Below are 24,529 nucleotides of genomic sequence, written 5' to 3'. Positions count from 1 at the left end.
GGTTTTGCCTAAGGGAGGGAGAGGATGGGAAAGACGCTTTACGAGAAGGTGTGGGAGGCGCACGAGGTGAGGCGGCTCCGAAGCGGGCAGAGCCAGCTTTTCATCGACCTGCACCTCCTGCACGAGGTGACAAGCCCCCAGGCCTTCGGAATGCTGAAGGACCTGGGCCTCAAGGTGCGCTACCCCCACCGCACCTTCGCCACCGTGGACCACATCGTGCCCACCCACGACCGCACCGAGCCCTTCCAGGACCCCCTGGCCCAGAGCATGCTGGAGGCCCTCAGGCAAAACACCAGGGAGCACGGGATCACCTTCTTCGACCTGGGGAGCGGGGACCAGGGCATCGTGCACGTGATCGGGCCCCAGCTGGGCCTCACCCAGCCCGGCATGACCATCGCCTGCGGGGACTCCCACACCTCCACCCACGGGGCCTTCGGGGCGGTGGCCTTCGGCATCGGCACCAGCCAGGTGCGGGACGTGCTGGCCACCCAGACCCTGGCGGCCCAGAAGCTGAAGGTGCGGCGCATCAACATCGAAGGGAAGCTTGCTCCCGGGGTCTACGCCAAGGACGTGATCCTCCACATCATCCGCCACCTGGGGGTGAAGGGGGGCCTGGGCTACGCCTACGAGTACGGGGGAAGCGCGGTGGAGGCCATGGACATGGAAAGCCGCATGACCCTTTGCAACATGTCCATCGAGGGCGGGGCCCGCATCGGCTACGTGAACCCCGACGAGACCACCTTCGCCTACCTGGAAGGCCGCCCCTATAGCCCCAAGGGAGCCGAGTGGGAGGAGGCCAAGCGGCGCTGGCGGAGCTTCGCTTCGGACCCGGACGCCCACTACCACGACGTGGTCACCTTCCGGGCGGAGGAGATCCCCCCCACGGTCACCTGGGGCATCAACCCGGGGCAGGCGGTGCCCATCGACGGGAGGATCCCCCTCCTGGAGGAGCTCCCCGAGGAGGAGCGCCCCGTGGCCGAGGAGGCCCTGGCCTACATGGGCTTGCGTCCTGGGCAGCCCATCCAGGGGGTGCCCGTCCAGGTGGCCTTCATCGGCAGCTGCACCAACGCCAGGCTTTCGGACCTTCGCGAGGTAGCCCGCTTCCTCAAGGGGCACAGGGTGAAGAAGGGGGTCAGGGCCCTGGTGGTGCCGGGCTCGGAGTGGGTGGCGAAGCGGGCAGAGGAAGAGGGCATCGCCGAGATTTTCCGGGAAGCGGGGTTTGAGTGGCGGAACCCCGGGTGCTCCATGTGCCTGGCCATGAACCCGGACCGCCTCGAAGGGGACGAGCTTGCCGCCAGCTCCTCCAACCGCAACTACAAGGGGCGCATGGGCAGCCCCAGGGGGCGCACGGTGCTCATGAGCCCCCTCATGGTGGCGGCGGCGGCGGTGGCGGGCGAGATCGCGGACGCCCGCGAGGTGTTTGGCATCCTGACGCGCTAGGGAGGCGACCATGCTGGAGAAGATCACCCTCATCCGCGGCCGGGCGGTGCCCCTGAGGGGCGAGGACATCGACACCGACCGCATCATCCCCGCCCGCTTCATGAAGGCCCTCACCTTTGAGGGCCTGGGCCAGTACCTCTTCTACGACGAGCGGTTTGACGAAAAGGGCCAGCCTAAGCCCCATCCCTTGAACGACCCCCGCTACCAGGGGGCCAGCCTCCTCCTGGTGGAGGCGGGCTTTGGCTCCGGCTCCAGCCGGGAGCACGCCCCCCAGGCCATCAAACGGGCGGGGTTTAAGGCCATCATTGGGGAGAGCTTTGCCGAGATCTTCTTCGGCAACGCCACCGCCATTGGCCTTCCCTGCGTGACCCTCTCCCCTGAGGACCTGGCGGCGCTTTTCCAGGCGGTGGAAAGGGACCCCAGCCTGGAGGTGGAGGTGGACCTTCTGGCCAAAGAGGTACGCTTCGGGGACCGCACCGCTCCCCTCGCCATCCCCGAGCCGGCCCGGGAGGCCCTGGTGGCGGGGCTTTGGGACCCCATCGGGGAGCTATTGCAGGCAGGGGAGCTCCTGGACGCCTTTGACCGCAAACTCCCCTACCCCAGGAGGTCGGAATGAGGGTGGCGGTCCTTCCGGGGGACGGGATCGGCCCCGAGGTGACGGAAGCGGCCCTGAAGGTGCTTCGCGCCCTGGACGAGGCCCACGGCCTGGGCCTGGCCTACGAGGTCTACCCCTTCGGCGGGGCGGCCATCGACGCCCACGGGGAGCCCTTCCCGGAGCCCACCCGCCGGGGGGTGGAGGGGGCGGAGGCGGTCCTCCTGGGCAGCGTGGGGGGGCCCAAGTGGGATAACCTCCCCCGCAGGATCCGCCCGGAAACGGGGCTTCTTGCCCTGAGGAAGAGCCAGGACCTCTTCGCCAACCTGCGCCCGGCCAAGGTCTTCCCCGGGCTGGAACGGCTTTCTCCCCTCAAGGAGGAGATCGCCCGCGGGGTGGATGTCCTCATCGTGCGGGAGCTCACCGGGGGGATCTACTTCGGGGAGCCCCGGGGGATGTCGGAGGCCGAGGCCTGGAACACGGAGCGCTACGCCCGCCTCGAGGTGGAGCGGGTGGCCCAGGTGGCCTTTGAGGCGGCAAGGAAGCGTCGGAAGCACGTGGTGAGCGTGGACAAGGCCAACGTCTTGGAGGTGGGGGAGTTCTGGCGGAAGACCGTGGACGAGGTGCACCAGAACTTCCCCGACGTCTCCCTGGAGCACCAGTACGTGGACGCCATGGCCATGCACCTGGTGAAGAACCCGGTGCGCTTCGACGTGGTGGTGACGGGGAACCTCTTCGGGGACATCCTCTCCGACCTGGCCTCGGTGCTCCCCGGCTCCTTGGGGCTTCTCCCCTCCGCCTCCTTGGGAAGGGGCACCCCCGTCTTTGAACCCGTGCACGGCTCCGCCCCCGACATCGCCGGCCAAGGCATCGCCAACCCCACCGCCGCCATCCTCTCCGCGGCCATGATGCTGGAGCACGCCTTCGGCCTGGTGGAGCTCGCCCGGCGGGTGGAGGAGGCCGTGGCGGGTGCCTTGCGGGAAACCCCTCCGCCCGACCTGGGAGGAAGCGCGGGCACGGAGGCCTTCACGGAGGAGGTCCTCCGCCGTCTACAATAGGGGAAATGCTCCGCCACCGCTTCACCGCTGAGGACTTCCACCGCATGCACGAGGCCGGCATCCTCCCCGAGGACGCCCGGGTGGAACTCGTGGAGGGGGAGATCGTCGCCATGAGCCCGATCGGTAAGAAGCACGCCTACGTGCTGAACACCTTGGTAGACCTTCTTTCCCCTCTCAGGGGGCAAGCGGTCCTCTCCATCCAAAACCCTCTGGTCCTGGGCCCTGTGACGGAGGTCTACCCTGACCTGGCCCTCCTGAAACCCCCCAGGACCCGTTACCGGGATCGCCTGCCCGAGGGGGAGGATGTTCTCTTGCTGGTGGAGGTGGCGGATACCTCCTTGGACTACGACCTCACCGTGAAACTCCCCCTCTACGCCAAGGCGGGTATCCCCGAGGTCTGGGTGGTGGACCTGGCCCGGGACCGGGTGCACGTCTTCCGCAGGCCCGCCGGGGAGGGCTATGGGGAGCGGGAGGCCCTCGAGGGGGGCGAGCTGGAGGTCCTGGGGCTCAAGGTCCCGGTGAAGGAGGTCCTGCCATGACCCGCCACCGGATCTCCCTGGAAGAGTTCCACCGCATGGTGGAGGCCGGGGTCTTCCCCGAGGACCTGAGGCTGGAGCTGGTGGAAGGAGAACTTCTGGAAATGAGCCCCATTGGAAAACGCCACGCCGCCAAGGTGGCCAGGCTCACCGCCCTCTTTAGCCCCCTCGTGCCCCAAAAGGCCATCCTCTTCGTGCAAAACCCCCTGGTGGTGGGGGGCTCGGAGCCCTACCCCGATCTCGCCCTCCTGCAACCCCGGTCCGACTTCTACGAGGAGGGGCTACCCACGGCAGAAGACGCATTATTGGTGGTGGAAGTGGCGGAAACCTCCTTCCGCTACGACCTCGAGGTGAAGGTACCCCTTTACGCCAGAGGGGGCGTGCCCGAGGTCTGGGTGGTGGACCTGGAAGGCAGGCGGGTTCTGGTGCACAGGGAGCCCGAGGAGGGAGGCTATAAAGAGGTCAGAACCTTGGGACCCGAGGACACCCTGGTCTTTATGGGGGTAGAGATCCCCGTGGAGGAACTCCTATGAGGAAAACTCTGATCCTCACCGGGGCAAGCCGCGGAATCGGCCGGGCCCTGGCCCTGGAGCTGGCCCAGGCAGGCTACGACCTGGTGCTGAACGCCCGCTCGGAGGGGCCCTTAAAGGAGGTGCTGGAAGCGGTGCGGGCCCTGGGGGCCAGGGCCGAGGCGGTGGCGGGAAGCGCGGGGAAGGCCGAGGTGGCGGAAGCCCTGGTGCGGAAGGCCGAGGGGCTCGGGGGCTTTTACGGGTACATCCACAACGCCGGGGTCCTGCACCCGGGGCCTTTGGTCTACGAGATGGCGGAGCCCCTTTTCCTCGAGGTCCTCGAGGCCAACCTCCTGGCGGGCTACCAGCTCGCCCGCTTCGCCTACCCCCTTCTGCGGCCAAAGGGGGAAGGGGTGGCCATTTACGTGGGCTCCGGGGCCGCGGAGTCCAACCTTCCCGGGATCGGGGCCTACGCGGTGGCCAAGGCCGCGGAGGAGCACCTGGCCCGGCAGCTGGCCGCGGAGGTGCCCGAGGTGGCCTGCTTCGTCTACCGCCCCGGGGTGGTGGAGACGGAGATGCAGCGCCAGGCCCGGGAGGCCCAGGGGAGCGCCGCCCCGGTGCTCCACCGGGTCTTCCGCGGGTACAAGGAGGAAGGCCGCCTCCTAAGCCCCAAGGAGGCGGCCCAGGCCCTGGTGCGCCTCCTGCCCCGGGCGCGCCAGTTCCACGGCAAGATCGCCTCTTGGAGGGACGCATGAGATCCGACCGCATCAAGAAGGGACTGCCGCAGGCCCCCGCCCGAGCCATGCTCCGGGCGGTGGGGGTGGGGGACGAGGACTTCCAGAGGCCCTTTGTGGGGGTGGTGAACACCTTCACCGACGGCATGCCCTGCAACTACCACCTGCGCCAGCTGGCCCTGGACCTGAAGGCGGGGCTCAAGGAGGCCGGGGTCTTCCCCTTCGAGTTCGGGGCCCCCGCCATCTCCGACGGCATCAGCATGGGCACCCCCGGGATGCGGGCGAGCCTTGTAAGCCGCGAGGTGATCGCGGACAGCATCGAGCTCATCGCCCAGGGCTACCTCTACGACGGGATGGCGGTCCTCTCCGCCTGCGACAAGACCATCCCCGGGGGGGCCATGGGGGTGATCCGCAGCGGGGTCCCTGGCATGGTCCTCTACGGCGGCACCATCGCCCCCGGGGAGTGGCGGGGAAGGAAGCTCACCATCGTGGAGGTCTTCGAGGCCGTGGGGCAGCGGGCCGCGGGGAGGATCACCGACGAGGAGCTCCTGGAGATCGAGCGCCGGGCCATCCCCGGCCCCGGGGCCTGCGGGGGGCAGTACACCGCCAACACCATGGCCATGGCCCTCGAGGCCCTGGGCCTCTCCCCCGTGGGGTACAACGCCATCCCCGCCGTCCACCCGGAAAAGACCCGGGCCACCCGGGAGGCGGGCCGCATCCTGGCCGAGGCCATGGCCAGGGACTGGAAGCCCAAGGACTTCCTCACCCGCAGGAGCTTCCTCAACGCCGTCGCCGCGGTGGCCGCCACCGGCGGGAGCACCAACGCCGTGCTCCACCTCCTGGCCCTGGCCAAGGAGGCGGGGGTGGAGCTTTCCCTGGACGACTTTGACCAGGTGTCCCGCAAAACCCCGGTGATCGCCGACCTCCGCCCCTGGGGCCGCTACACCGCCTGGGAGCTTTACGAGGCTGGGGGCACCGCCCTGGTCTTCAAAAAGCTCCTGGAGGCGGGGCTCCTTTACGGGGAAGAGAGAACCCTCACCGGCAAGACCCTGGCCGAGGAGGTGGAGCGGGCCCACCGGGAAAGCCCAGGCCAGCAGGTGGTCTTCCCGGTGGAGCAGGCCCTGAAGCCCCAGGGGGGCCTGGTGGTCCTCAAGGGGAACCTGGCCCCAAAGGGGGCGGTCCTCAAGCTGGCCGGCACCGAGCGCACCCGCTTCGAGGGGCCTGCCCGGGTCTTCGACGCCGAGGAGGCGGCCATGGAGAAGGTGCTCCAGGGGGAGATCCGCCCCGGGGACGTGGTGGTCATCCGCTACGTGGGCCCCAAGGGGGCACCGGGCATGCCGGAGATGCTCTCCGTCACCAGCGCCCTCGTGGGGGAGGGCCTGGGCCCGGAGGTGGCCCTCCTCACCGACGGCCGCTTCTCCGGGGGCACCCGCGGCCTCATGGTGGGCCACGTCGCCCCCGAGGCCCACGTGGGCGGCCCCATCGCCCTTTTGGAAGAGGGGGACCGGGTGCGGATCGACGTGGAAAACCGGCTTCTGGAGGTACTCCTTTCCGAGGAGGAGCTCGCAAGGCGCCGGGCCCGCTGGCGGCCCCGTCCCCCCGCCTTCGCCAAGGGCCTCTTCGCCCGCTACGCCGCCCTGGTGGGCCAGGCGGACGAGGGGGCGGTGCTGGAAGATCCCCTCTGATGCCACCCCGCGCGGACTTCGTCCGCGCGGGGGCCCCGGTGAGGGAAGGACTCTACGGCCGCTTCACCTGGTCAGGGGTGAGGTTGAGGCCTCGCCCCCTCCCAACCTCTTCCGGGGCGAAGAGGTCCCCCTTGGCCGACAAGAGGGCCCTCAGGTGGTTGAGGAGGGCGGCCAGCTCCTCGTTCTTCAGCTGGGCGAAGCCGGGCATGAGCCCGGCTTCGCCCTTTTTGCCGTAGAGGACCACCAGGACCAGGTAGCGCCGCCCCTCGGGGGTGGCGAAGAGGGGCGCCGCCCCCTGCAGGCCCGGGTAGGGCCGCACCCCCTGGGCCCGGGGGCCGTGGCACTGGGCGCAGTAGCGGGACCAGAGGCCCTCCACCCCCTGGGCCACCACCCCGGGGCCCCCCAGGACCAGGCCCAGGAAGAGGAAAAGGGCTTTGGCCTTCATGGGCCCAGTATAGCCCCGCCTCCCGAAGCCCGCGTTTAGCGGGCCTTCACCTCGGTCCAGACCCGGTCGTAGAGGGCGATGTCCGGGCCCAGGTCCACCAGGTACTCCAGCCTGGACCGCACCTCCTCCGGGGGGAAGACCACGGGGTCGGCCCGCATCTCCTCGGGCAGGAGGGGGACGGCGGCAGCCACCGGGGTGGCGTAGCGGGTGTAGGCGGCCAGGGCGGCGGCGTTTTCCGGCCGGAGGAGGAAGTCGATGAAGCGGTAGGCCAGGTCCTGGGCCGGGCCCCGGCCCAGGACCACCAGGGCGTCGGTCCAGAGGGTACCCCCCTCCTGTGGCAGGACGTAGCGGAGCCGGGGGTCCTCCGCCTTGGCCTGGAGCACGTCCCCGGAGTAAGCCAGGCTCACCGCGGCATCCCCCCCCAGGATGCGGTTCAGGGCCTCCACCCCTCCGGCAAAGCCCACGGAGCGGCGCTTGGCCTCCAGGAGCAGGTCCCGGGCCTGGGCCAGGGCCTCGGGGTCGGTGGTGTTCACCGAGTGGCCCAAGTAAAGGAGGGCGGCCCCGATGGTCTCCCGCATCTCGTCCAGGAGGAGGAAGGGCCCCACCTGCCGGTCCGGGTCGAAGAAGACAGCCAGGGAGTCCACCGGGCCCGCCACCAGGTCCTCCCGGTAGGCCAGGCCGGTGGTGCCCCAGAGGTAGGGGATGGAGTACCGTAGACCGGGATCGTAGGGGGGATCCAGGAAATAGGGGTCCAGGTTGGCAAGGTTCCTGAGGCGATTCCGCTCCAGAGGAACGATTAGGCCATCCCGGGCCATCTGCAGTACGTAGTAGTCCGGGGCCACCACCAAGGAGAACTCCCGGTCCGCCCCCGCCCGGAGCTTGGCCAGCATGGCCTCAGGGGACTCGAAGGTGTCCAGGATCACCCGCACCCCCGCCTCCCGCTCGAACTTGCGCACCAGGTCGGAGGGGATGTAATCGGCCCAGTTGAGGAAGTAGAGGGTGCCCCCCTCAGGGGGGCGGGGCCGCAGGAGCCAAAGACCCAAGGCCAAAAGGGCCAGAACCAGCACGCCTACCCACACGCCACGCATGCTTCCCTCCTCAAAGCCCTGCCCGATGCGGCCCGGCCGGGGATCTCCTGCGCCCCCTGCCCGCCGCGCCGCCACAGGGGGGCATCATAACACCTTTCCCCCTTCCCCCGCGGCCGGGCGGCCAGCCCCCGCCCCGGCTTGCGGGGCGGGGCAGGGCGGCATCACACCCTCCTCCGGCTCAGGGCGTAGGCCAGAGCCAGGAAAAAGGCGCTCAGGCCAATGATCAGGGTGGAGAGGGCGTGGACCAGGGGACTCACCCCCAGCTTCACGCTGGAGTAGATGTAAAGGGGCAGGGTGGTGGCCCCAGGCCCGGCGGTGAAGAAGGTGACCACGAAGTCGTCCAGGGAAAGGGTGAGGGCCAAGAGGGCCCCCGCCGCCACCCCCGGCCAGGCCAGGGGCAGGGTCACGTGGAAGAAGGTCTGCCATCCCCGGGCCCCCAGGTCGCGGGCGGCCTCCTCCAGGGCTGGGTCCAACAAGAGGAGCCTGGAGCGCACCACCAGGGTCACAAAGGCCACCTGAAAGGTGATGTGCCCCAGGATCACCGTGAGGAGGGAGAGCCGGGGGAAGCCCAGAAACTCCCGGGCCAAGGCGAAGAGGAGGAGGAGGCTGATCCCCATGACCACATCGGGCACCACCACGGGGATGTAGAGGAGGTAGCGCAAAAACCCCCGGCCGGGAAAGCGGTAGCGCACCAGGCCCACGGCCAGGAGGGTGCCGAGGACGGTGGCCACCAGGGTGGAGACGAAGGCCACCGTGAGGGTGTTGAAGAAGTACTCCAGGATCCTCGGGTCCTGGAAGAGGGAGCGGTACCAGTCCAGGGTGAAGCCGGTGAAGCGCACCCCCCGGCGGCTCTCGTTGAAGGAGAGGGCCACGACGACCAGGATGGGGAGGTAGAGGAAGAAGTAGACCAAGAGGGCGTGGAGGGAGAGAAGCCGCCTCATACCAGGTCCTCGAGGCCCCTCTCCCGCTGCAGCCGGGCGTAGAGGTAGAGGGAGAGGAGCACAAAGCCCATGAGGAAGATGCTCAAGGCGGCCCCGAAGGCCCAGTCCCGGGTGATGCCGAACTGCTGCTGGATGAGGTTGCCGATGAGGACCACCCGCCCCGCCCCCAGGAGGTCGGCCACCACAAAGGTGCCCATGGCGGGGATGAAGACCAGAACGCTCCCAGCAAAGAGGCCGGGATAGGTCTGGGGCAAGACCGCGTGAAGGAAAGCGCGGAAGGGCCTCGCCCCCAGGTCGTAGGCCGCCTCCAGAAGCTGCCAGTCGATGCGCTCCACGCTGGCGTAAAGGGGCAGGACGAAGAAGGGCAGGAAGGTGTAGACCGTGGCCAGGAGGACGGCGAAGAAGGAGGGGTAAAGGGCAAAGGGCCCGAGGCCAAAGAAGGCCACAAAGGCGTTGAGGAGTCCCTCCCTTTGCAGGATGACCAGCCAGGCGTAGACCCGGATGAGGAAGTTGGTGAGGAAGGGCAGGAGGAGGAGGAAGAGGAGGAGGTCCCGCCTGGGGTGGCGGGCGATGTAAAAGGCCAAGGGAAAGCCCAAGGCGGCGGAGAGCAGGGTGGCGAGGACCCCCACCAGGAGGCTTTGGGCGAAGACCTCCAGGTACAAGGGCTCCAGGGCCCGGGCGTAGTTGTGGAGGCCTAAGGGGCCCACAAGCTCCCCAAAGGGCCCCCGGGAGAGGAAGGAGGCCAGGAGGACGAGGAGGGTGGGGAGGAGGACGAAGAGGAAAAGCCAAAGCCCCCCCGGGCCCACGGTGACCAGGACCCGGAAGAGGCGCCTTAAGGGGGTGGCCGCCTCACCCATGGACCACCACCAGGTTCTCCGGAGGAAGGTAGCAGAGCACCTCCTCCCCGTAGGCGAACTCCTCGGCCCCGGGCTCCTGCAGGTCCTGGTTCAGGGTGTAGGCCAAAAGCCGCACCTCCCCGGAGCGGAGGTAGTACTGGTTCTCCGCCCCGGTGTAGACGATCTCCTCCACCTTGGCCCGCACCAGGTTCTCCCGAGCCGAGGGACCATTTCCCGCGGGGTAGAGGCGGATCTTCTCCGGGCGGATGGCGAGGAGGGCCTCCTGGGAAAGGGGCTCCCTGAGGCGCAGAATCCCTACGGGGGTCTCCGCCCCCAGGGAGTGGGGCCTGGCGGGCAGGAAGTTGGAGCGGCCCAAAAACTCGGCTACGAAGCGATTTTTGGGCCGCTCGTACACCTCGTCGGGGAGGCCCAGCTGCTCGATGCGCCCGGCACGCATCACCGCCAGGCGGTCGGACATGACCAGGGCCTCCTCCTGATCGTGGGTCACGAAGATGAAGGTGGTACCAAGCCGCCTCTGGAGCTGCATGAGCTCCACCCGGAGCTCCTGGCGGAGCCGGGCGTCCAGGGCGGAAAGGGGCTCGTCCAGGAGGAGGACCAAAGGCTCCAGCACCAGGGCCCGGGCCAGGGCCACCCGCTGCCGCTGTCCACCAGAAAGCTCCCGGGGGTAGCGCCCCTCCAGGCCCAGGAGGTCCACCAGCTCCAGGGCCCAGGCCACCTTCTGGCGCACCTCCGCCTGCGGCAGCCCCTTCATCCGCAGGCCGAAGGCGATGTTGCCCTCCACGGTCATGTGGGGGAAGAGGGCGTAGTTCTGAAAGACGGTGTTCACCGGCCGGTCATAGGGAGGCACCCCCGCCATGTCCCTACCCGCGATCTCGATGCGGCCCGCGTCCGGGGTCTCGAACCCCGCCAGGAGCCTTAAGAGGGTGGTCTTGCCGCAGCCGGAAGGCCCCAGGAGGCTGAAGAACTCGCCCCTTCTGACCTCGAGGTCCACCCCGTCCAGGGCCGCCACCCCGCCAAAGCTCTTGCGCACCCCAAAGAGGCGCACCAGCGCGTCCCCGGCCACGGGGCCCAGTTTAGGGCCCGGGGCGCTAAGCCACAACCCCATCCCGCAGGCGGTCCCGGTGGACCAGGAGGACCAGCCCAAGGGCCAGGAGGGTGGCCATGAGGCTAGACCCCCCGTAGGAGAAAAGGGGCAGGGTGAGGCCGGTGACAGGCATCACCCCCAAGGCCACTCCCAGGTTCACCAGGACCTGGAAGCCCAGCATCCCCCCTATCCCGGCGATGAAGAGGCGGTCGGCAGCCCGGGGACAGGCCAGGGCCAGGCCGAAGAGGCGGGCCAGGAGTAGGGCGTAAAGCCCCAGGAGAGCCACGGTGCCCACAAAACCCCACTCCTCCGCCCACACGGCGAAGATGAAGTCCGTGTGGCGGAAGGGCACGAAGCCCAGCTGGGTCTGGGTGCCCTGGCCGTAGCCCTTGCCCAGAAGCCCCCCCGAGCCGATGGCGATGGTGGACTGGATCACCTGGAAGCCCTGGCCCAGGGGGTCGCGGTAGGGGTCCAGGGCGATGAGCACCCGGTCCCGCTGGTAGGGCTTGAGGTTGGGCCAGACCGCGGTGGGCACTAGGAGGGCCAGGGCCAGGGTCCCCACCAGGAGGTGCTTCCAGGGTAACCCCCGTACGAAGAGAACGGCGAAGGCCCCGAAGAGGACCACCAGAGTTCCCCCCAGGTCAGGCTGGCGTAGGAGAAGCAGGAGCACGGGAAGGGTGAAGAGGGCAGGGAAAAAGTAATCCCAGACCCGGCTTATTCTACGTTTTTCCAGAAATTTGGCCAGGGCCAGGACCACCGCCACCTTGGCGAGCTCCAGGGGCTGGAACTGCAGGGGGCCGAAAACGAACCAGGACTTGGAGCCGTTGATCTCCCGGCCCAGGAAAAGGACCAGGACCAGGAGCAAAAGGGCTAGGGCGTAAAGGGGGTAGGCCAGGGCGAAGACCTGGCGGCGGGAGAGGAACTGCACCCCTACCGCCAGGAAAAGCCCCAGGAGAAAGGCGAGGAGCTGCCGGGAGAGGAGAGCGGGCTCAGGAAGGGCGCTTTTTAGGTTGAAAAACCCCAAGGCTGCGATGGCCAGGACCAGGGCCACCAGGCCCCAGTCGTAGGCCAGGAGGTTAGGCCGCCGGAGGACCATCCCCCCTCCCTACCTTAGGGGGATGTCCGCCACCAGGACCATCTTCTCCCCCCGCTCCTCCAGGGCCACGGAAAGCCCCTCCTCCTGGGCGGGGAAGTAGCGGCGGAGGACCTCCAGGAGGTCCCGCTTGAGGTTCTCCACCAGGCCCGGGGAGAGCTTGGCCCGGTCGTAGGCTAGGACCAGCTTGAGCCTTTCCTTAGCCTTTTCCTTGCTCCTTTTGCGCCACCACATCAGCGACCTCCGAAAAGCCGGCGGATCGCCGCCATGAGGCCCTGGGCCTCGTCCAGACTGCGGAAGGGGACCTCCTCCCCCCGGATCCTGCGGGCGGTGTCCAGGTAGGCTAGGGCAGCGGGGCCCGTGCCCTTAAGCACCAGAGGCTCCCCCTGGTTGGTGGAGACGATCACCCCCTCGTCCTCGGGAATGATGCCGATGGGCTTGAGGCCCAGGATCTCCACCACGTCCTCCACGGAGAGCATGTCCCCCCGGGCCACCATCCTGGGCCGGAGGCGGTTGACGACGAGGTAGTTCTCCCGGATCTCCCGTGCCTCCAGGAGGCCGATGATGCGGTCGGCATCGCGGACGCTACTCACCTCCGGGTTCACCACCACCAGGGCCCCTTCCGCGGGGGTGGCGGCGGTCTGAAAGCCCTTCTCGATGCCGGCGGGGGAGTCGATGAGCACCCGGTCAAATCCCTCCTCCTCCAGGAGGAACTGGATAAGCTCCCGGAAACGGGCAGGGTTCAAAGCTTCTTTGTCCCGGGTCTGGGAGGCGGGGAGGAGGAAGAGGTTCTCCACCCGCTTGTCGCGGATGAGGGCCTGGCGCGGCTTGGCCCGGCCCTCCAGGACGTCCACCAGGTCGAAGACCACCCGCCCCTCCAGGCCCATGACCACATCCAGGTTCCTGAGGCCCACGTCCACGTCTACCACGGCCACCTTCTCCCCCAACTTGGCCAGGGCCGCCCCCAGGTTGGCGGTGGTGGTGGTCTTCCCCACCCCCCCCTTGCCCGACGTCACCACGATGGCTCTCGCCTTCACGGCCTACCCTCCTGAATCGGCTCCAATACGGTTTCCAATCCCTGCAGGAACTCGAGGACCCGCTTGCCTCGCGGGGTCAAGGTGTATTCTACCCGGGGTGGGACCTCGGGGTAGGCCCGCCTGTCCACCAGGCCCAGGAGGTGGAATTCCCTTAGCCGCTCGGCCAAGGTGCGAGGGGAAAGCAGCAGAAAGGTCTCCAGATCGGAGAAGCGGGCGGAGCCCCGGCTTAAGGCAAAGAGGACTTCGGGAGCCCCCCTGCGGGCCAGAACCTTGAGGACCTTGCGGGCGTTCTTGGACAGGACCATGGCCTAATGCTAGCAAAGGAGCTTGTAGCTATGCGGAGGAAAAGGGTTACGCCCCCAAGGGCGGGAAGGGGAGCGCCTTGCCGCCTCCAGGGGGAAGGGTTATCCTGAGGGAGATGCCGGAAGATCCGCGGCCCGACTGGAAGGACTTCCTGGCCCTGGTGCTGGCGGCCTATAGCCTGCTCCTGCCCCCTCTTTTCCTGATCCTGGGGGCCTTCGTCCTCTTCCTCCTCCTGGTGCGCTTCGTCCTGTAAAACTAGGGGCATGGAGGGCCTCTTCGAATCCCTGCCCGCAGGCTACCGGGAACGGCTGGGCCGCCCGGGGGAGTACCCTTTTACCCGGGGCATCTACCCCCGGATGTACCTGGAAAGGCTTTGGACCATGCGCCAGTACGCGGGCTTCTCCACCGCGGAGGAGTCCAACGCCCGCTACCGCTACCTCCTCGCCCAGGGGCAGACGGGCCTCAGCGTGGCCTTCGACCTCCCCACGCAACTGGGCTTGGACCCCGACCACCCCATGAGCGTGGGGGAGGTGGGCCGGGTGGGGGTGTCCATCGCCACCCTGGAGGACATGCGGAGGCTCTTCGACGGCATCCCCCTGGACCGGGTCTCCACCAGCATGACCATCAACGCCCCGGCCATGATGCTCCTGGCCCTCTACCTCCTGGTGGCCGAGGAGCAGGGGGTATCTTGGGACAAGGTCTCGGGTACCGTGCAGAACGACATCCTCAAGGAGTACTTCGCCCGGGGCACCTACATCTACCCCCCCGGGCCCTCCATGCGCCTGGTGACGGACGTCTTCGAGTTCTGCGCCCAGCGCGTGCCCAGGTGGAACACCATCTCCATCTCCGGCTACCACATCCGCGAGGCGGGGGCCACGGCGGCCCAGGAGATCGCCTTCACCCTGGCGGACGGCAAGGCCTACGTGCGGGCCGCCTTGGAGCGGGGCCTGGAGGTGGACGCCTTCGCCCCCCGGCTTTCCTTCTTCTTCGCCGCCCACGGGGACATCTTTGAGGAGGCCGCCAAGTTCCGCGCCGCCAGGAGGCTTTGGGCCCGCATCATGCGGGAGGAGTTCGGGGCCAAGGACCCGAAGAGCTGGGCCCTCCGCTTCCACACGCAGACGGGAGGCTCCACCCTCACCGCCCAGGAGCCCCTCAACAACGTGGTGCGCACCGCCTACCAGGCCCTGGCGGCGGTGCTGGGGGGCACCCAGAGCCTCCACACCAACGCCTACGACGAAGCCCTGGGCCTCCCCACGGAGAAAAGCGCCCTTCTCGCCCTGCGCACCCAGCAGATCCTGGCCTTTGAAAGCGGGGTCACCCGGGCCGTGGACCCCTTAGGGGGAAGCTTCTACGTGGAGCACCTCACGGAGGAGCTGGAGCGGGAGGCGGAGAGGCTCATCGCCGAGATCGACGCCCTAGGAGGCGCGGTGGCCGCGGTGGAGGCGGGCTACTTCCAGCGGGCCATCGAGGAGTCGGCCTGGCAGTTCCAGAAGGAGGTGGAGGAGGGGCGGCGGGTCATCGTGGGGGTGAACCGCTTCGCTGACCCGCAAAGCCACCTCAACGAGCCCACCCCGGTGCAGCGCATCGACCCCGAGCTCCACGCAAGGCGCAAGCGGGAGCTGGCCGAGTTCAAGGCCAGGCGGGATGGGGAAAGCGTGCGGGTGGGCTTGGAGAACCTGCGGCGGGCCGCCAGGGGAAGCGAGAACCTCTTCCCCTACGTGCTGGAGGCCTTCCGCCGCCGGGCCACCCTGGGGGAGGTCTGCGGGGTCCTGCGGGAAGAGTGGGGGGAGTACCAGCCGGGGAGGTAAGAAGGCCCTGCCTGGCCTCCGTCAGGGCGAGAACCTCCGCAAGGGACCTTCCCGAACCCGCGAAAGGGGGTACGAAGGAGGTAGGGATGGAAGGCGAGGCCGAGCTCTGGAGCTTTTTGGAAAGGCACCTGAGGAGCATCTACGAGGGGGACCCCGAGGGCTACCGGGCCACCACCCACGAGGAGCTCGCCCTCTACGAGTGGTTCGTGACCCCCCACCGCTTGGACGGCCTGCCCTTCCACCTCTACATGACCGAGCGCCGCTTCGCCACGGGGGGAAGGCCCTACCGGATCGATCTCCTGGAAAGGCGCCTCCAGCGCTACGGGGAGGTGGCCATCTTCAGCTACACCCTCCTCCTCACCGTGGAGGCGGAAGAGGGCCTCCGCCACCGGGCGGTGAACGAAAGCCGCATAGCGGTGCGCTTCCCCGAGGGCTGGAAGGTGGTGCACGTGCACAAGAGCCCGGCGGGGTAGCCCAGGCCCCCACCTGGTTCCAGGATGGGGTGGCCTAAAGGGGGCCGGGTTTCCCCGGCCCCTCCCCTTCTCCTAGGGCTACGCCCCCTCCTTCAGGCGCTCCACCACGGAGCGGTCCTCGAGGGTAGAGGTATCCCCCTTGATCTCCTTCTCCCCGGCGGCGATCTGCCGCAGGAGGCGGCGCATGATCTTGCCGGAACGGGTCTTGGGCAGGGCGTCGGTGAAGCGCACCTCGTCGGGGCGGGCGATGGCCCCGATGGCCTTGGCCACGTGGGCCTTGAGCTCCTCCCGCAGGGCCTCGGAAGGCGCGTGGCCCTCCTTGAGGGTCACGAAGGCCACGATGGCCTCCCCCTTGATGGGATCGGGGCGGCCCACCACCGCGGCCTCCGCCACCGCCGGGTGGGCCACCAGGGCGGACTCGATCTCCATGGTGCCCAGGCGGTGTCCGGCCACGTTCAGGACGTCGTCCACCCGGCCCTGGATGAGGTAGTACCCATCCCGGTCGCGCCGGGCCCCATCACCGCTGAAGTAGGCTCCCGGGTGCTGGCTGAAGTACTGCTGCAGGAAGCGCTCGGGGTCCCCCCAGACGGTGCGGAGCATGCCGGGCCAGGGGCGCAGGAGGCACAGGTGCCCCCCCTCGTCGGGGTTTTCCACGGGGCGGTGCTCGGCGTCCAGGATCTCCGGTACCACCCCGAAGAAGGGCTTCCCCGCATGGCCCGGCTTCATAGGGTGGGCCCCAGGCAGGGTGGTGATCATGATGCCCCCGGTTTCCGTCTGCCACCAGGTGTCCACGATGGGGCAGCGCCCCTTGCCGATCACGTGGTAGTACCAGAGCCAGGCCTCGGGGTTGATGGGCTCCCCCACGGTACCGAGGAGGCGCAAGGAGTCCAGACGGTGACGGGCGGGCCAGCCCTCCCCCCACTTCATGAAGCTGCGGATGGCGGTGGGGGCGGTGTAGAAGACGCTCACCCCGTACTTGTCCACCAGCTGCCAGAAGCGGTCGGGCTCAGGCCAGTTGGGGGCCCCCTCGTACATCACCGTGGTGGCCCCGTTGAGGAGGGGGCCGTAGACCACGTAGGAGTGGCCGGTGATCCAGCCCACGTCGGCGGTGCACCAGTAGACGTCCTCCTCCTTGAGATCGAAGACCAGCTTGGTGGTGAAGTAGACGTAGGTCATGTAGCCCCCCAGGGTGTGCAGGACTCCCTTGGGCTTCCCCGTGGAGCCCGAGGTGTAGAGGATGAAAAGGGGCTCCTCCGCCTCCATGGGCTCGGGGTCCGAGCGGTCAGGGGCGCCTTCCATGAGCTCGTGCCACCAGTGGTCCCGGCCCGGGGTCCAGGGCACCTCCTCCCCGGTGCGCCGCACCACCACCACGTGCTCGATGGTGGAAACGTCTCTTAGGGCCTCTTCGGCGTTCTGCTTGAGGGGCACCACCTGGCCCCGGCGGAAGCCGCCGTCAGCGGTGATGAGCACCTTGGCCTCGGCGTCCTTGATGCGATCGGCCAAGGCGCTGCTGGAGAAGCCCCCGAAGACCACGGAGTGCACCGCCCCGATGCGGGCCGAGGCCAGCATGGCGATGGCCGCCTCGGGGATCATGGGCAGGTAGATGGTAACCCTATCCCCTTTCCGCACCCCCAGGCGCTTGAGGACGTTGGCGAACTTCTGCACCTCCCGCCAGAGGTCGTGGTAGGTGAGGACCCGCTCCTCCCCCGGCTCGCCCTCCCAGACGATGGCGGCCTTGTTCCGGCGCCAGGTGGCCACATGGCGGTCCAGGGCGTTGTAGGCCAGGTTGGTCCTGCCCCCTACAAACCACTTGGGATGGGGTAGGCCCCCTTCCAGGACCTTCTGCCAGGGATGGAACCAGTGGAGCTCCGCGGCCACCCGGCCCCAGAAGCCCTCTGGATCTTGGATGCTCTCCTGGTAGAGCCTTTGGTACTCCTCCTCGCTCCCGATGTGGGCCCTTTGCCGGAAGGCCTCGCTGGGGTAGAAGACCCGCTCCTCTTTGAGAACACCCTCAATCCGGTCCATGCTCCCTCCTTTGTCCTTGAGGATAGGTTCGCTTCCAGGCAGGGTCAAGAAAAGGGGGGTTTTTCACCATTTGCCAAAGGAGGCCTTTCTTGACAGGGGCCCCCTGCCTTTGGAAGATGAACCCAGATGGCCAGGAAGAGGAGCCTCTCCACGGTCCAGGGGGCCCTGCGTATCCTGGCCCACCTGGCCGAGCACCCCGAGGGGGTGGGGGTCAAGGAGGTGGCCCGCCTCCTGGGGAAAAGTCTCTCCACCGCCTACGCCCTCCTGAACAGCCTGGTGGAGGAGGGCTTCGCCGTAAAGGCCGAGCGAGGTTACCGCTTGGGAAGTGCCAAGAACGTAGCAGCGGAAGCCCTTCCCCCGGTCCCAGGGCGAAGCCCCTACCTGGAGGAGGCCTTGGAGGAGCTCTACCTGCGCACCCGGGAGCGCTGCTACCTGGCCCTCCTCACCCCCGAAGGGGTGCGGCTCAAGACCCGGGGGCGGCAGGGCCAGCCCCACCCCCTGGGGGAGACCTTTCCCCCGGAGTGGCACGCCTTGGCCCTGGGCAAGGTGCTCCTGGCCTTCGGGGCCTTCCCCCTGCCTCCCCTCACCCCCAAGACCCCCTACACCCTCACCGACCCCCTGGCCCTGGAGGAAGAGCTCAAGCGGGTCAGGGCTTCGGGGCTGGCCGTGGAGATGGAGGAGTACGCCCTGGGCATCTCCGGCCTGGCCGCCCCCCTGCTGGACGGGGAAGGGAGGCTTTTGGGGGCCATAGGGGTTAAGATTCCCACCCGGCGTTTCCCCTTCGCCTTCGGCCGCCTGGCCCAGGCCCTAGCGGAGGTGGCCCAGGTTTCCGCCTACCTCAGCCCCCCTGAGCCCCCGGCTCCCCCTCCCCTTCCCGAACCCAGCCTCCGGATCGAGGCAGTAAGCCCCCCACCCGCCCTTGTGGAGAAGGCCAACCTCCGGGACTATGCCGAGGCCTACCGGGCAAGCCTGGAGGACCCCGGGGCCTTCTTCGGCCCCTTCGCCCGGGAGTTCATCTGGGAAAGGCCCTGGAAGGAGGCCTACGATCCGCAAAGCCGCCTCTGGTTCAAGGGCGGGCGTACGAGCGCCGCCTGGAACGCCTTGGAGCGCCACCTACCCGAACGGGCCCAGCAGGTAGCCCTCATCACCCTGGACGGGGAGGGGCGACTGGAGAAGTGGACCTACCGGGAGGTATGGGATCTCTCCCGCCGCCTGGGCGGGGTGCTCAAGGCCCTGGGGGTGAGGGTGGGGGACCGGGTGGCCCTCTACCTGCCCACGGGGGCGGAGGCGGCCCTAAGCCTCCTGGCCCTAGCCCGGCTGGGGGCGGTGCACGTAGCCCTGCCGGTGGGTCTCGGCCCCGAGGCCCTGCGGGAAAGGCTTCTGCAGAGCGGCGCCCGGCTCCTCATCGCCGCGGACGGCTACTACCGCCGCGGCCAGCTCGTCCCCTTGCGGCCGGTGGTGGAGGCGGCGGTCTCCGGCCTAGACCTCCCCGTCCTCTGGCATCCAAGGGGCTCCACGGAGTTCCTGGAACGGGCGTCGGAGGGGAGGCCGGTGGAGGCGGCGCCCGTGGAAGCCCAGCACCCCCTCTTCCTCCTCTACACCTCGGGCTCCACGGGGCGGCCCAAAGGGGTGGTCCACGGCCACGGCGGGTACATGGTGGGGGTGGCCTGGGCGCTCCGCTACCTCTTTGACCTGAGGCCCGGGGAGGTCTTCCACACCACCGCCGACCTCTTCTGGGTGGTGGGCCACTCCTTCGGCCTCTACGCCCCCCTCCTCCTAGGAGGAACGAGCCTCCTGGTGGAGGACCGGCCCGACCACCCGAGCCCCCCCGCCTTCTACGAGAGGCTTGGGCGCCTGGGGGTGGACGTCCTCCTCACCTCCCCCACGGTCCTCCGCGCCCTAAGGCGGCACGGGGAGGCCCGGCCCACGGGGCTTCGCCTGGTGGGGAGCGTGGGAGAGGCCCTGGCCCCCGAGGTCTGGCGCTGGGCCCAGGAGCACCTGGCCTGGCCCCTGGACAACTGGTGGCAGACGGAGCTGGGGGCCCCGGCCCTGGCCACCCCCCTTCCCCTCCCCGCCAAGCCGGGGTACGTGGGGGTGCCCCTCCCGGGGGTGGAGGCAAGGGTGGTGGACGCCGAGGGGCAGGTGCTCCCTCCGGGGGCCAAGGGTCACCTGGTGCTCCTGCGGGCGGGACCGGCCCAGATGGTGGACCTCCTGGGGGGGGAGAGCCCCTGGCAGAGGGGGCTTTACTGGACCGGGGACCTGGCCACCGGGGACGAGGAGGGGTACTTCCGCATCCTGGGGCGCACGGATGAGGTGATCAAGGTGGGGGAGGCCCGCCTGGGCACCGCCGAGGTGGAGGCCGCCGTCCTCACCCACCCCCAGGTGGCGGAGGCGGCGGCCATCGGGGTGCCCGGGGAGGAAGGGGAGGAGATCGCCGTCTTCGCCGTCCCTCGGAACAAGGATCTCCCCCAAGAGCTCAAGCCCCTCCTGGCCGAGAAGCTCAAGGCCCACCTGCTGCGCCACCTGGGCCCCGTGAATCCCCCCCGGATTTACTTTGTGGAAAGCCTCCCCCGCACCCGCAGCGGCAAGATCCTGAGGAGGCTTCTGAAGGCGGAGCTTTTGGGTTTGGATCCCGGGGACACCTCGGGCCTGGAGGAGGAATATGGCGCTGGAAAAGCTTCTTAAGGCGGAGGAAAGGCTTTGGGCACCCGAGGCCCTCAGAGGGCAGGCCAACCTGCAGGACTTTGCCGGGGAGTACCGGAGGAGCCTGGAAGACCCCGAGGGCTTCTGGGGCGAGTGGGCCCGGCGCTTTCACTGGGAAAGGCCTTTTGAGCAGGTGCTGGAGTGGCACCCCCCCGAACACCGCTGGTTCTTAGGGGGCACCACCAACATCGTCTACAACGCCCTGGAGAGGAACGTGGCCCGGGGCCTCAGGAACCAGGTGGCCCTCCTCTACCTGGGGGAGGACGGGCGGGAGGAGAAGCTCACCTACGGGGAGCTTTTGGACCGGGTGCGCCGCCTGGCCACGGGGCTTAGGCGCCTGGGGGTGGAGAAGGGGGACCGGGTGGTGATCTACATGCCCCTGACCCTGGAGGGGGTGCTGGCCATGCTGGCCACCGCCTACCTGGGGGCCATCCACAGCGTGGTCTACGCGGGGCTTGGGGTTTCCGCCCTGCGCGAGCGCATCCTGGACGCGGGGGCCAAGCTCCTCATCGCCGGGGACGTGAGCTACCGGAGGGGCAAGGGGGTGGACCTGCGCTCCATCGTGGAGGAGGCCATCCGGGACCTATTCCTAAAGGTGGTCTGGTTCCAGCGGGCCTTTCAGGCGGAGCTTCCCGAGGGGCACTATGACTTCCAGGAGCTCCTCTGGGGAAGCCCCCCCGAGGCCCGGGCGGAGATGGTGGAGGCGGAGCACCCCCTCTTCATCCTCTACACCTCGGGCTCCACGGGGAAGCCCAAGGGGGTGGTCCACGCGCACGGGGGGTACATGGTGGGCACCACCTACCACCTGCGGGCCTTCTTCGACCTCAAGGATGAGGACGTCTTCTGGACCACCAGCGACATCGGCTGGATCGTGGGCCACTCCTACATCGTCTACGCCCCCCTCCTGGAGGGGATCACCAGCCTCCTTAGGGAAGGGGCCCCCGATCACCCCGACCCCGGGGCCTTCTGGCGGGTGGTGGAGCGCTACCGGGTGAACGTGATGTTCACCGCCCCCACCGCGGTGCGCCTTTTCATGAAGTATGGCCCCGAGTGGCCCGCCAAATACGACCTCTCCTCCCTACGCCTCCTCGCCGTGGCCGGGGAGCCCTTAAACCCCGAGGCCCTGCGCTGGGCCTACCAGCACCTGGCAGAAGGGGGCAGGCGGGGCTTCGTGGCCGACAACTGGTGGCAGACGGAGCTGGGCGGCCCCACCCTGGGCACCCCCCTCGTCCTCCCCGCCAAGCCGGGCTTCGCCGGGGTAGCCCTACCGGGGGTGGAGGCGGCGGTGGTGGACGAGGCGGGGCGGGAGGTGCCCCCAGGGCAAGGGGGGCTCTTGGTGCTCAAGCGCCCCTTCCCCCACATGATGCGCACCGTCTGGGGAAACCACGAGCGCTACCTCCAGTACTGGCGGGAAGTGCCCGGGGGGGTCTACGCCAGCGGGGACGTGGCCAGCCGGGACGAGGAGGGTTACTATAGCGTCCTCGGACGGGCGGATGACGTCCTGAACGTGGCTGGGCACCGCATCGGCACCGCGGACGTGGAAAGCGCCCTGGTCTCCCACCCCGCGGTGGCCGAGGCCGCGGTCATCGGGGTGCCCGACCCTCTCAAGGGGGAAGCCATCAAGGCCTTCGTGGTCCTGCGCCTGGGACAGGCCCCCTCGGAAGAGCTCAAGGAAAGCCTCATCGCCCACGTACGCCGGGAGCTGGGCCCCATCGCCACCCCCGCGGAGGTGGTCTTCCTGGACCGGCTCCCTAAGACCCGCTCGGGCAAGATTCTGCGCCGCCTCCTCAAAGCCCAGGAACTGGGAAAGGACCCTGGGGACCTGTCTACCTTGGAGGAGTAAAGCCTCAAGGACCCCGAGGCTTCCTGTTGGGCTGGAGCCCATTCTTTTGCCACCTTGCCGCCAGGGCAGGCAGCGTGCCTGCGCGACCTTGCGAAAAAGCCGGGATTTCAGGTATTCGCCAAAAGGCCCTTTTCTTGACGGCCCGTAGAGGAGGGACTAAAATCCCCACCAGCAAGCGGGATAACGGTTTGCGCGGCGCGAGCCCTGCTTGCTCCTTTGCTTGAGGGAGGGAGGTATGGACAGAATCCCTGAGGCGGTCAAGGAGTGGTACTGGGGGGAGGTCAAGCGGCTCACCCTGCGCTCGCTCTTCTACTGGATCCTCATCGCCATCGTATTGCCGGTGCTTTCCCCCCTTTTCAAGGGGGTGATCATCGGCCCCCTGCCCTCCTTGCATTGGTACATCAACGGCTTCGTCGTGATCGTGCTGGGTGTCATTCTCATTTTCTGGTACGCTGCCCGCATGAATCGGCTGGACCAAGAGCTGGAGCAAAGGCTCCGGGAAGGGAGGTAGCGGATGGCTCCTGCCAAAGGCATGTCCCCTGTGGTGCGCAACCCCTTGCTGACGGCCATCGTGGTGGTGCTTCTGGCCCTCTTGGCCTACCCCGTGGGGCAGGAGTACCTGACCTCCTTGATCCTCATCATCGGCAGCATCCTGGTCTACCTGGTCCTGGCCCTCACCATCCGCTCCCAAGCGGTGGCCGACTTCTACGTGGCGGGCCGCTCCATCCCCCCAGTGGTGAATGGGGCCGCCACTGCCGCCGACTGGATGTCGGCTGCCAGCTTTCTCTCCATGGCGGGCATTATCGCCTTCTTGGGCTTTGACGCTATGCCCTACGTGATCGGCTGGACCCTGGGCTACACCTTGATGGCCTTCACCATCGCTCCCTTTGTGCGCAAGTCCGGAACCTACACGGTACCCGAACTCATAGAGCGCCTGGCGGGCAACTGGTCCACAGCCCGGGTTATCGCTGTGCTCATGGTTTTCATTACTTCGCTCACCTACCTCACTGCCCAGCTGGTGGGGGTGGGCGTGGTCTTCTCCCGTTTTCTGGGCATCCCCGCCACCATCGCTGTGTTCGTGGGTGTGTTTGGGGCCTTGGCCTACGCTTGGACCAGCGGTTGGCGCAGCATCACCTGGGTGCAGTTCGTCCAGTACTGGGTCCTGATCTCCATGTACCTCCTGCCGGTCCTCATAGCTGCCGCTTTCCTGGGGCTTTACCCCATCCCCCACTTGCAGTACGGCCCCTTGATGGCCGAAGTAGAGGCCCGGGAAGCAGCCGCAGGAATTAGCCCCTTATGGACCGAGCCCTTGGCCCGGCCCTTTGCCGGGGGCACGGGGATGCTGAACTGGATCCTGGCCGCCCTGGTCCTCATGCTGGGCACCATGGGCCTACCCCACATCCTGGTGCGCTTTTACACGGTCACCAACGTGCATGCCGCTCGCCTCAGCGTGGGCTGGGCCCTCCTTTTCATTGGCCTCCTATACACCACGGCCTCCATCTATGCTGCCATCGCCCGGCTCTCCATCAGCAACCTCTGGAACAAGCCCGTGGACGAGGTGATGAACACCCCTTGGATCCAAAAGTGGCTCCCCACGGGCCTGGTGAGGGTCAACGACGCCAACGAGGACGGAATCATCCAACCCGGGGAACTTGCCTTCCACAACGACATCGTGGTGGTGGGCATGCCTGACATGTTTGGGATGCTCTGGCTGATCTCGCCCCTGGTAGCCGTGGGCGGTCTGGCGGCAGCCCTCTCCACCGCAGACGGCTTGCTTCTCGCCATGTCCACGGCCATCTCGCGCGACATCTACAAGCGCTTTATCAATCCCCAGGCCTCGGAGGCGGGCGAGGTGGGCTTCGTGCGGGCCATGCTGGTGGTCATCGGCCTTATTGGCGGCTTCCTGGGCTACCTGGCCATCCGTGACCCCGGCTTCAGCCGCTACGTGGCTCTCCTGGTGGGCTGGGCCTTTGTCTTCGCCGCTTCCACCTTTACCCCCGCCATCATGCTGGGGATCTTCTGGAAACGACTCAACCGCTATGGGATCGTGGCGGGGATGATCGTAGGCATGGCCGTGGCCCTGCCCTACGTGCTGGCGGTGGGGATCTTCGATGCCCAGCCCCTGGTACTCTTTGGCCAGAAGATCGGCACCATTGCTTGGGGGGCCATCTCCTTCCTGGCCAACGCCCTCACCGCCATCGTGGTCTCCCTCCTTACCCCGCCTGAGGGCAAGGAACGGGAGGCCTTTGTGGACCACATGCGCATGCCCGATTAG

General features: G+C 68.2%; 24 protein-coding genes. 14 read left to right on the top strand and 10 right to left on the bottom strand.

Annotated features, from left to right (window positions below; all coding sequences use genetic code 11):
• Window positions 1-24 precede the first annotated feature (24 nt).
• Genes leuC through ilvD form a run of 7 tightly spaced genes read left to right on the top strand, consistent with a single transcriptional unit; the run spans window position 25 to window position 6,554 of the window.
• Complete coding sequence (gene leuC, locus ETP66_RS02410) at window positions 25-1,440, top strand: 3-isopropylmalate dehydratase large subunit (RefSeq protein ID WP_130840264.1); 1,416 nt, start codon at window positions 25-27, stop codon at window positions 1,438-1,440.
• Window positions 1,441-1,450: 10 nt separating this feature from the next.
• Window positions 1,451-2,056 carry a 3-isopropylmalate dehydratase small subunit gene (gene leuD, locus ETP66_RS02405; RefSeq protein ID WP_130840262.1) on the top strand — a complete coding sequence of 202 codons (606 nt, stop codon included), beginning with the start codon at window positions 1,451-1,453 and terminating at the stop codon, window positions 2,054-2,056.
• On the top strand, window positions 2,053-3,090 hold the full coding sequence (leuB, locus tag ETP66_RS02400; RefSeq protein ID WP_130840261.1) for a 3-isopropylmalate dehydrogenase: 1,038 nt from the start codon (window positions 2,053-2,055) through the stop codon (window positions 3,088-3,090). Before leuD ends, leuB begins: the two co-directional genes overlap by 4 nt.
• Window positions 3,091-3,095: 5 nt before the next feature.
• The gene (locus ETP66_RS02395) at window positions 3,096-3,629 is read left to right on the top strand and encodes a Uma2 family endonuclease (RefSeq protein WP_130840259.1); all 534 of its coding nucleotides are present in this window, start codon (window positions 3,096-3,098) and stop codon (window positions 3,627-3,629) included.
• Entirely contained in the window at window positions 3,626-4,159 is a 534-nt protein-coding gene (locus ETP66_RS02390; RefSeq protein ID WP_130840257.1) for a Uma2 family endonuclease, read from the top strand. Before ETP66_RS02395 ends, ETP66_RS02390 begins: the two co-directional genes overlap by 4 nt.
• On the top strand, window positions 4,156-4,890 hold the full coding sequence (locus ETP66_RS02385; RefSeq protein ID WP_130840255.1) for an SDR family NAD(P)-dependent oxidoreductase: 735 nt from the start codon (window positions 4,156-4,158) through the stop codon (window positions 4,888-4,890). The genes ETP66_RS02390 and ETP66_RS02385 overlap by 4 nt, the downstream gene beginning before the upstream one ends.
• Entirely contained in the window at window positions 4,887-6,554 is a 1,668-nt protein-coding gene (ilvD, locus tag ETP66_RS02380; RefSeq protein ID WP_130840253.1) for a dihydroxy-acid dehydratase, read from the top strand. The genes ETP66_RS02385 and ilvD overlap by 4 nt, the downstream gene beginning before the upstream one ends.
• Before the next feature lie 52 nt (window positions 6,555-6,606).
• Here the strand turns inward: ilvD and ETP66_RS02375 are convergent, their stop codons facing one another.
• The 9 genes from ETP66_RS02375 to ETP66_RS02335 all read right to left on the bottom strand — a co-directional run bounded on the left by ETP66_RS02375 (window position 6,607) and on the right by ETP66_RS02335 (window position 13,404).
• Complete coding sequence (locus tag ETP66_RS02375; protein WP_130840251.1) at window positions 6,607-6,999, bottom strand: c-type cytochrome; 393 nt, start codon at window positions 6,997-6,999, stop codon at window positions 6,607-6,609.
• 35 nt (window positions 7,000-7,034) lie between these two features.
• Window positions 7,035-8,087 (bottom strand): polyamine ABC transporter substrate-binding protein, encoded by a 1,053-nt coding sequence (locus tag ETP66_RS02370; protein WP_130840249.1) that lies wholly within the window; start codon window positions 8,085-8,087, stop codon window positions 7,035-7,037.
• 161 nt (window positions 8,088-8,248) lie between these two features.
• Window positions 8,249-9,028 carry an ABC transporter permease gene (locus tag ETP66_RS02365; RefSeq protein ID WP_130840247.1) on the bottom strand — a complete coding sequence of 260 codons (780 nt, stop codon included), beginning with the start codon at window positions 9,026-9,028 and terminating at the stop codon, window positions 8,249-8,251.
• Window positions 9,025-9,885, bottom strand: coding sequence for an ABC transporter permease (locus tag ETP66_RS02360; protein ID WP_130840245.1), 861 nt, complete (start codon window positions 9,883-9,885; stop codon window positions 9,025-9,027). Before ETP66_RS02360 ends, ETP66_RS02365 begins: the two co-directional genes overlap by 4 nt.
• On the bottom strand, window positions 9,878-10,990 hold the full coding sequence (locus tag ETP66_RS02355) for an ABC transporter ATP-binding protein (RefSeq protein ID WP_130840243.1): 1,113 nt from the start codon (window positions 10,988-10,990) through the stop codon (window positions 9,878-9,880). Before ETP66_RS02355 ends, ETP66_RS02360 begins: the two co-directional genes overlap by 8 nt.
• Window positions 10,974-12,065 (bottom strand): rod shape-determining protein RodA, encoded by a 1,092-nt coding sequence (rodA, locus tag ETP66_RS02350; RefSeq protein ID WP_130840241.1) that lies wholly within the window; start codon window positions 12,063-12,065, stop codon window positions 10,974-10,976. Before rodA ends, ETP66_RS02355 begins: the two co-directional genes overlap by 17 nt.
• A 9-nt stretch (window positions 12,066-12,074) precedes the next feature.
• Window positions 12,075-12,296 (bottom strand): cell division topological specificity factor MinE, encoded by a 222-nt coding sequence (minE, locus tag ETP66_RS02345; RefSeq protein WP_130840239.1) that lies wholly within the window; start codon window positions 12,294-12,296, stop codon window positions 12,075-12,077.
• The gene (minD, locus tag ETP66_RS02340) at window positions 12,296-13,099 is read right to left on the bottom strand and encodes a septum site-determining protein MinD (RefSeq protein ID WP_130840238.1); all 804 of its coding nucleotides are present in this window, start codon (window positions 13,097-13,099) and stop codon (window positions 12,296-12,298) included. The genes minE and minD overlap by 1 nt, the downstream gene beginning before the upstream one ends.
• On the bottom strand, window positions 13,096-13,404 hold the full coding sequence (locus tag ETP66_RS02335; RefSeq protein WP_130840236.1) for a winged helix-turn-helix transcriptional regulator: 309 nt from the start codon (window positions 13,402-13,404) through the stop codon (window positions 13,096-13,098). Before ETP66_RS02335 ends, minD begins: the two co-directional genes overlap by 4 nt.
• Window positions 13,405-13,517: 113 nt before the next feature.
• On the opposite strand from ETP66_RS02335, the gene ETP66_RS11975 reads away from it, so the two are divergent.
• From ETP66_RS11975 to ETP66_RS02325, 3 genes are all read left to right on the top strand, one after another.
• Window positions 13,518-13,655, top strand: a complete 138-nt coding sequence (locus ETP66_RS11975) for a hypothetical protein (RefSeq protein WP_201738448.1) — start codon at window positions 13,518-13,520, stop codon at window positions 13,653-13,655.
• Between the two features lie 10 nt (window positions 13,656-13,665).
• On the top strand, window positions 13,666-15,210 hold the full coding sequence (locus ETP66_RS02330) for an acyl-CoA mutase large subunit family protein (protein ID WP_130840234.1): 1,545 nt from the start codon (window positions 13,666-13,668) through the stop codon (window positions 15,208-15,210).
• 86 nt (window positions 15,211-15,296) lie between these two features.
• The gene (locus tag ETP66_RS02325; RefSeq protein WP_130840232.1) at window positions 15,297-15,683 is read left to right on the top strand and encodes a nuclear transport factor 2 family protein; all 387 of its coding nucleotides are present in this window, start codon (window positions 15,297-15,299) and stop codon (window positions 15,681-15,683) included.
• Between the two features lie 78 nt (window positions 15,684-15,761).
• On the opposite strand, the gene acs is transcribed toward ETP66_RS02325, so the two are convergent.
• Entirely contained in the window at window positions 15,762-17,708 is a 1,947-nt protein-coding gene (acs, locus tag ETP66_RS02320) for an acetate--CoA ligase (protein ID WP_130840230.1), read from the bottom strand.
• A gap of 126 nt (window positions 17,709-17,834) precedes the next feature.
• Here acs and ETP66_RS02315 point away from each other — a divergent pair, with 126 nt between their 5' ends.
• From ETP66_RS02315 to ETP66_RS02300, 4 genes are all read left to right on the top strand, one after another.
• Window positions 17,835-20,393: an AMP-binding protein gene (locus ETP66_RS02315; protein ID WP_130840229.1), complete on the top strand. Its 2,559-nt coding sequence runs from the start codon at window positions 17,835-17,837 to the stop codon at window positions 20,391-20,393.
• Complete coding sequence (locus tag ETP66_RS02310; protein WP_130840227.1) at window positions 20,371-22,254, top strand: acetate--CoA ligase; 1,884 nt, start codon at window positions 20,371-20,373, stop codon at window positions 22,252-22,254. The genes ETP66_RS02315 and ETP66_RS02310 overlap by 23 nt, the downstream gene beginning before the upstream one ends.
• Before the next feature lie 235 nt (window positions 22,255-22,489).
• Entirely contained in the window at window positions 22,490-22,765 is a 276-nt protein-coding gene (locus tag ETP66_RS02305) for a DUF4212 domain-containing protein (protein ID WP_130840225.1), read from the top strand.
• Between the two features lie 3 nt (window positions 22,766-22,768).
• Complete coding sequence (locus ETP66_RS02300; RefSeq protein WP_201738447.1) at window positions 22,769-24,529, top strand: VC_2705 family sodium/solute symporter; 1,761 nt, start codon at window positions 22,769-22,771, stop codon at window positions 24,527-24,529.

Source organism: Thermus thermamylovorans (assembly GCF_004307015.1).
Classification (GTDB): domain Bacteria; phylum Deinococcota; class Deinococci; order Deinococcales; family Thermaceae; genus Thermus; species Thermus thermamylovorans.
This window is presented reverse-complemented; position numbering and strand designations above follow the sequence as displayed.